The 5,424-nt window shown below is 72.9% G+C and carries 5 protein-coding genes and 1 pseudogene; 3 read left to right on the top strand and 3 right to left on the bottom strand.

Going from position 1 to position 5,424, the window contains the following annotated elements:
• Positions 1 to 1,345: pseudogene (locus G3I41_RS34210) on the top strand (ATP-binding protein); the annotation flags it as partial.
• A gap of 118 nt (positions 1,346 to 1,463) precedes the next feature.
• On the opposite strand, the gene nucS reads toward G3I41_RS34210, so the two are convergent.
• A complete protein-coding gene (nucS, locus tag G3I41_RS34205; protein WP_164404412.1) occupies positions 1,464 to 2,135 on the bottom strand; it encodes an endonuclease NucS in 672 nt (223 codons plus the stop codon).
• A gap of 266 nt (positions 2,136 to 2,401) precedes the next feature.
• On the opposite strand from nucS, the gene G3I41_RS34200 reads away from it, so the two are divergent.
• Positions 2,402 to 2,794, top strand: coding sequence for an SCO5389 family protein (locus G3I41_RS34200; RefSeq protein WP_164404411.1), 393 nt, complete (start codon positions 2,402 to 2,404; stop codon positions 2,792 to 2,794).
• A 99-nt stretch (positions 2,795 to 2,893) separates the two neighbouring features.
• On the opposite strand, the gene G3I41_RS34195 is transcribed toward G3I41_RS34200, so the two are convergent.
• Entirely contained in the window at positions 2,894 to 3,934 is a 1,041-nt protein-coding gene (locus tag G3I41_RS34195; protein WP_164404410.1) for an LLM class flavin-dependent oxidoreductase, read from the bottom strand.
• A 198-nt stretch (positions 3,935 to 4,132) separates the two neighbouring features.
• Between G3I41_RS34195 and G3I41_RS34190 the strand changes: the two genes are divergently transcribed.
• On the top strand, positions 4,133 to 4,462 hold the full coding sequence (locus tag G3I41_RS34190; RefSeq protein WP_143619724.1) for an ATP/GTP-binding protein: 330 nt from the start codon (positions 4,133 to 4,135) through the stop codon (positions 4,460 to 4,462).
• 12 nt (positions 4,463 to 4,474) lie between these two features.
• Here the strand turns inward: G3I41_RS34190 and G3I41_RS34185 are convergent, their stop codons facing one another.
• Positions 4,475 to 5,341 carry an ABC transporter permease subunit gene (locus tag G3I41_RS34185; RefSeq protein ID WP_164404409.1) on the bottom strand — a complete coding sequence of 289 codons (867 nt, stop codon included), beginning with the start codon at positions 5,339 to 5,341 and terminating at the stop codon, positions 4,475 to 4,477.
• Between the last annotated feature and the right edge of the window lie 83 nt (positions 5,342 to 5,424).

Genomic DNA, 5,424 nt, shown 5'->3' with positions numbered 1-5,424 from the left:
CCAGGCCCATCTGCCCGCGCTCGTCGGGGACACCCATGCCGACGCCGCCCTCGGCGAGCTGGCCGGCTGCGGGCTGCTCTCGCCGTCCGGCTCCCGTTACCGGCTGGCCGCCGGGGTCCTGGCCCAGCTCACGGCCGCCGGTTACGAGGACGGCGCCGTCGACCGGGCCCGGGCCGCCGCGCAGCACTACGCCTGGTGGACCGGGCACCCCTCGGTCACCCCCGAGCGGGCGACCGCCGAGGCCGATGCGATCATCGCCGCGATGGGCCGGCTGGTGCCGGGGGAGGGGGCCGGAGGGACGAGCGCCGCCGTGCTCCTCGCCCGCAGCGCGGCGCCCGCCTTCGCGGCCGGGCTGCACTGGGGGGCCTGGGAGCGGGCCCTGCGGATCGGCCAGGAGGCCGGCCGGCTCGCCGGTGAGGTCGCGGAAGAGGCGTATTTCCACCACGAGTTGGGCGTACTCGCGCTCTGCACCGGTCACCCCGACCGGGCCAGGGCCGAACTGGAGACCGCCATCGGCATGCGCGGGGCGCTCGCCGACAAGAGCGGTGCGGTCTCCGGGCGGCGCGCCCTCGCCCTGGTCGAGGACCGGGCCGGGGGCGGGCCGGTGGCGACGGAGGACGGGGCGTTCGCCGCGTCGCCGCCACCGGGGGTGCCGACCGTCGTCCCGGTGTCCATGACGAGCGCGTTCGCCGACACCGCCGTGGTGCCCCGGCAGGAGCCGATGACGGTGACGGTGCCCGCGCCCGCGCCGGGCGGCGGCAAGGGTGCGGCGAGGAGCGGGCCGCTGGCCCTCATCGGCGGGGCCCGGCGCAACCTGGTCGCCGCCGGGGCGGGGGTGCTGCTGGCCGGGGTCCTCGGCACGGTGGTGACGCTCGGTCTGACGTCGAGCAGCGACCCGCAGGGCGGGGCCGGTACGTCGACCGAGCAGGAGGTGCCGGACGACGACGGCGTCTACGACGCGGATGTGGAGACCGGGGAGCCGGCGGACGGGACGCCCACGAGCGGGACGCCTTCGGGGTCCGCGTCGGCTTCGGCCTCGGTGACGCCGTCCGCGACGGGGAGCGGGTCGGCGCCTACGGTGTCGCCCTCGGCGACGTCCTCGGCGCCGGGCACGCCGTCGTCCCCGGGGTCGCCGTCGTCGCCCCGGGCGACGGAGTCCTCCCACGAGCCGCCGACGCCGACGTCGCCGACGCCCACGAAGTCGGCGTCCTCACCCACGCCGACGGAGACCGGGACGGACTCGCCGAGCCCGGGGGAGACCGAGACGGACGAGCCGGACCCGGACGACCCGGGCACGAAGCCGGGTACCCCGGAGCAGGCGAGCGACAGCCCGTCGGGGGCGTAGCGCCTCTCGAAGGCGCCGGCCCCGGCCCGACGGTTGCGTCCTCGATCGCCGGACGGGCTTGAAGGGGCCGACGGACCCGAGGCCGGCACGCGAGCGGGGGCCCAGCGGGCCCCACCGCTCAGAACAAGCGCAGCTTGTCGTCCTCGATGCCGCGCATCGCGTCGTAGTCCAGGACCACGCAGCCGATGCCGCGGTCCGTGGCCAGGACGCGGGCCTGCGGCTTGATCTCCTGGGCGGCGAAGATGCCCTTGACCGGGGCCAGGTGCGGGTCGCGGTTGAGGAGTTCCAGGTAACGCGTCAGCTGCTCGACGCCGTCGATGTCGCCGCGCCGCTTCAGCTCGACGGCCACCGTCTGCCCGTCCCCGTCGCGGCACAGGATGTCGACCGGCCCGATGGCCGTGAAGTACTCGCGGCGGATCAGCGTGTAGCCCTCGCCCAGGGTCTCGATGCGGTCCGCGAGCAGTTCCTGGAGGTGCGCCTCGACGCCGTCCTTGATCAGCCCCGGATCGACGCCCAGTTCGTGGCTTGAGTCGTGGAGGATTTCCTCCATCGTGATGATCAGTTTTTCGCCCGCCTTGTTCACCACGGTCCAGACGCCCTCGGCGTCGCCGCTGCCCTCCTTCAGGGTGCAGGGCGGCGACATCCAGTTGAGCGGTTTGTACGCCCTGTCGTCGGCGTGAATCGACACGCTCCCGTCCGCCTTCACCAGGATGAGACGGGGAGCGGAGGGCAGGTGGGCCGTGAGCCGGCCCGCGTAATCCACGGAGCAGCGGGCGATGACGAGACGCATGGTCGGCAACGCTACTCGACGACGAGGGCCCGGCGCGATTCACCCATCCGTCACTCCCGTCCCTTCCGGAGATGACGCTTTCTGTCTTGCCCCTCTTTGAACCCCTTCGTTATTGGCCGGTTGTGTTCCCAATCTCCTGGTGCGGCCTGGACTGCGCCCTTACCGTGGAAGCGGGAGGTCGCCGTGCGTGCACGCTGCGTCGTCGTCGGCCTTCTTCCCTGCCCGTAAGGCTCCGGTAATCCGCTGGGGCCGCGAGAGGAGAACCCATGTCGCTCGACGTCTCACCGGCTCTGTTGGAACAGGCCGAGCGAGGCGAGGTCGACGAAGCCGACTTCGTCGACTGCGTCCGGACCTCCCTGCCCTACGCATGGGAGATGATCAGCTCGTTGGTGGCTCAGCTGGAGGTCGACGGTGGGGAGTTCGCCGACAACCAGACGCCGCCGCCCAATGAGCAGGCACGTGGTCAGCTGCTGCGCGCGCTCGCGAGTGATGCGATACGCGGAGCGCTGCAGCGGCACTTCGGGGTGCGTCTCGCATTCCAGAACTGCCACCGCGTCGCGGTGTTCCCGCTGGACGCCTCGGTCGACGACCGACTGGCCAAGTTCACCTCGGTGAGGGGTCAGTTGCTCAACCAGTCGCCCGAACTACGGGACTGCTGAACGCTTCAGTCGCCGTTCCGGGCCGCGGGAGGTGCAACTGGTCCGGGGCGGCGGCTCCGCGGCGCGCCGCTGTACACCCCTTCGTCCGGGCGCGGGGGGTCATTCGAGGAGCGGCCGTACCTCCGTGCCCAGCCGCGCTACGTTCTCCTCCGTGGCGACGAGATCTCCGGAACCCTCCACCAGGAGCGCGAAGCGGGTGATGCCCGTGCGCTCGGCGGTGACGGCGAGGCGCTCGGCCGCGAGTTCCGGTGTGCCCACGGGATGAAGGCCGCACAGCAGCTCCGCGTACCCGACGGGGTCCCGCATGACGCGGTGCCGGCCGTCCACCGTCACATGCGCGTCCAGCCCCTGGCGCAGCCAGCCGGGCATCGCCTTCACCAGCGTCTCGACGGCGTCCTCGGTGCGGTCGGCGATCTGGGCCACCCCGGCCGACACATGCCCCGCCCCGCGCACCCTCTCCGGCGCATGGCCGGCCGCCAGCGCGCGCGACCGCCAGTGCGCCACCATCTCCGCCTTCTCCGCGTCCCCGCAGTGCATGCCGAGCAGCATCGGCAGGCCCCGGTCGGCGGCGAGCTCCACGGTCCTGCGCGAGGTACAGGCGACGATCACCTCGGGCCCGGCCCCCTCAGCCGCCTCCGCGCCGATCAGCTCGTCGGCCCGGGGGACGACCGCGACCTCCCGGAAGCCGTACCGCTCGCCCCGGCCCGCCACGCGCGGCTCGCGCAGCCAGTCGAGCAGGAGCCCCAGGGACTCCGGAAACCCCTTCTCGTACGCCTCCAGGCCACCGCCGAACACCTCCAGGTCCACCCACGGCCCGCCCCGGCCGACCCCGAGGCTGAACCGGCCGCCGCTCGTCAGATGGAGCAGCGCGGCCTGCTCGCCGAGTGCCACCGGGTGCTGCGTGGGCAGCACGCTCACCGCCGTACCGACGCGGATGCGGCGGGTCCGGCCGAGCAGCTGCGCGGCCAGGGTGACGGCGGACGGGCACACCCCGTACGGCACGAAGTGGTGTTCGGCCAGCCAGACCGAGTCGAGCCCGGACTCCTCGGCGACCTCTGCGGACCGGATGGCGCGGTGCAGCGCCTCCCCCGGTCCCTGGCCCGGAAACTGGGCCGCCAGTACGAACGTTCCGACACGCATCGCCAATTGCCTCCTTGCGGCCGACGCGGCTCTCCCCTACTGGCAACAACGTCTGACACGTGCCAAAGGCACGGTCCGGCACGGAGTTGTTGCGATTTTCCGGTAACCCGTCGCGCCCCGGGCCCCGAACGGCGGGTACCCCGCCCGATTGGCCCTAGGCTGGAAGAGACCTGCCGAGCCCGTTCCGTGAGGTGAAACGTGTCCCCGCGCCGCAACCGCCCCCGAGGCGGCGAGAGCCGCAACGACAGCGCGAGCGAGTCGGGCGACCGGTACGGCGGGGGAGGGCGTACGGAGGAGTGGCAGGGCGAGGAGTGGTCGGTGCGCCCGGTCAGCGGCGCGAGCGCGGCCGGCAAGCGCTACCGCTGCCCCGGCTGCGACCAGGAGATCCCGTCCGGCGTGCCGCATCTGGTGGCCTGGTCCGAGTACGGCGGGGTCGACGACCGCAGGCACTGGCACAAGGCCTGCTGGAACGCGAAGGACCGCCGCACCACGAAGGTGCAGCGGTCCCGGAACGCGCCGCGCTACTGAGGCGGCGCGGCCTCAGACGTCGCGCTGGTTCATCGACAGGTACGCCCCGCCCATGGCGACCGCCGTCACGCCGAGGATGATCCACAGCGGCTCCCAGCCGGACGGGCCGCCGGACGACGTGACCGAGTTGTCGTAGAAGACGCTCAGCTGGTTGGGGATCGAGTACTCCAGCAGCTTCTCCTGGAGCGTCGACAGGGACGACGCGAACATGAAGATGGCCAGCACCAGCGGCAGCAGCACCACGCCGATCATCAGCGTGATCGCCCCGGCCGAGTGCCGGATCAGCGCGCCGACCGCGAGCGCGAGCAGCCCGAGCGTCGCCACGTAGAGCCCGACGCCGACCGTGGCGCGCAGCCACTCCTCGCCGCTCGGCGACGCCGCGTCCAGCATGGACGACTGGATCAGGGCGACCACCGACGTCATCACCGTGGTGAGGACGAAGGTGAGCAGGAAGAAGACGAGCGCCTTGGCGCCGAGCACCCGGCCCCGGCTCGGGCAGGCCGTCAGCGTCGTACGGATCATGCCGGTGCCGTACTCCGACGCGATCGTCATCACGCCGAGCGTGATCACGCAGATCGTGCCGAGCAGCACCCCGAAGAAGCCGAGGCTCAGGACCGGGGTCCCGTTCATCTCCGTGTCGGACGCGGACACGGCGACGGCCGCGAGCACCCCGATGACCAGCAGCAGCGCGGTCATGACGCCGAGCGTCCACATGGTCGAGCGCACGGACCGGATCTTGGTCCACTCCGAGGCGATCGCGTCCCCGAGCGTCGCGGGGCGCTGCGGGATCGGCGAGGTGTAGTACCCCTGCGGCTGCGGGTACGCCTGCTGCGGCGCGGGCTGCTGGTACGGCGCCTGCGGCGTCGGCGGCGTGGTCATCGGGGGTCCTCGCTGGTCTCGCGCTTGGTCAGGTCTGCGGCGGCGGGGGCCTCGGCGGGCGCCGCCGGGGCGGGAGCGGGGGC

Origin of the sequence: Streptomyces sp. SID9727, assembly GCF_010550605.1 — a bacterium.
In the GTDB taxonomy this organism is placed as follows: domain Bacteria; phylum Actinomycetota; class Actinomycetes; order Streptomycetales; family Streptomycetaceae; genus Streptomyces.
This window is presented reverse-complemented; position numbering and strand designations above follow the sequence as displayed.

What these genes read in the sequence shown, in the direction of transcription:
- nucS (WP_164404412.1), bottom strand. Translation starts at nt 2,135, where the DNA reads ATGCGTCTCGTCATCGCCCGCTGCTCCGTGGATTACGCGGGCCGGCTC.
- G3I41_RS34200 (WP_164404411.1), top strand. Translation starts at nt 2,402, where the DNA reads ATGTCGCTCGACGTCTCACCGGCTCTGTTGGAACAGGCCGAGCGAGGC.
- G3I41_RS34195 (WP_164404410.1), bottom strand. Translation starts at nt 3,934, where the DNA reads ATGCGTGTCGGAACGTTCGTACTGGCGGCCCAGTTTCCGGGCCAGGGA.
- G3I41_RS34185 (WP_164404409.1), bottom strand. Translation starts at nt 5,341, where the DNA reads ATGACCACGCCGCCGACGCCGCAGGCGCCGTACCAGCAGCCCGCGCCG.